This is a genomic window from Dawidia cretensis, from assembly GCF_018598175.1.
Lineage (GTDB): Bacteria > Bacteroidota > Bacteroidia > Cytophagales > Cyclobacteriaceae > Ohtaekwangia > Ohtaekwangia cretensis.
Genome location: NZ_JAHESE010000191.1, coordinates 1 through 271, shown reverse-complemented (window position 1 = coordinate 271; position 271 = coordinate 1). Strand labels below are relative to the sequence as shown.

Here is a 271-nt window from a genome sequence, read left to right as displayed (position 1 = left end):
GTATTCAACACGTTCAAGAATGTGATCGGCCAATACAAATGTTAGAGGTAAGAAGTACAATTCAGGAAGACGTTGCACATAATGCACTTCTATGATCGTAAGGAAGTGAGCGTCTCCATCAATCTTTAGTGGTATTACTTTATGAATTCCAATCTTACTGATGATCTTGGCTTTCCCTCCGAACCATCGGCATTTTTTAAGGAATGGGGAAAGTATTTTTCTTTCTATGAATCTAACTTCATTGTAGTTATCAAACAGCTTATCCCATGAC

1 protein-coding gene is annotated in these 271 nt (G+C 37.3%); it reads right to left on the bottom strand.

Translation table 11 applies throughout. The features are described from left to right. A partial coding sequence (locus tag KK062_RS30315) for a maltokinase N-terminal cap-like domain-containing protein (protein ID WP_438836547.1) occupies positions 1–271 on the bottom strand: 271 nt, incomplete at both ends.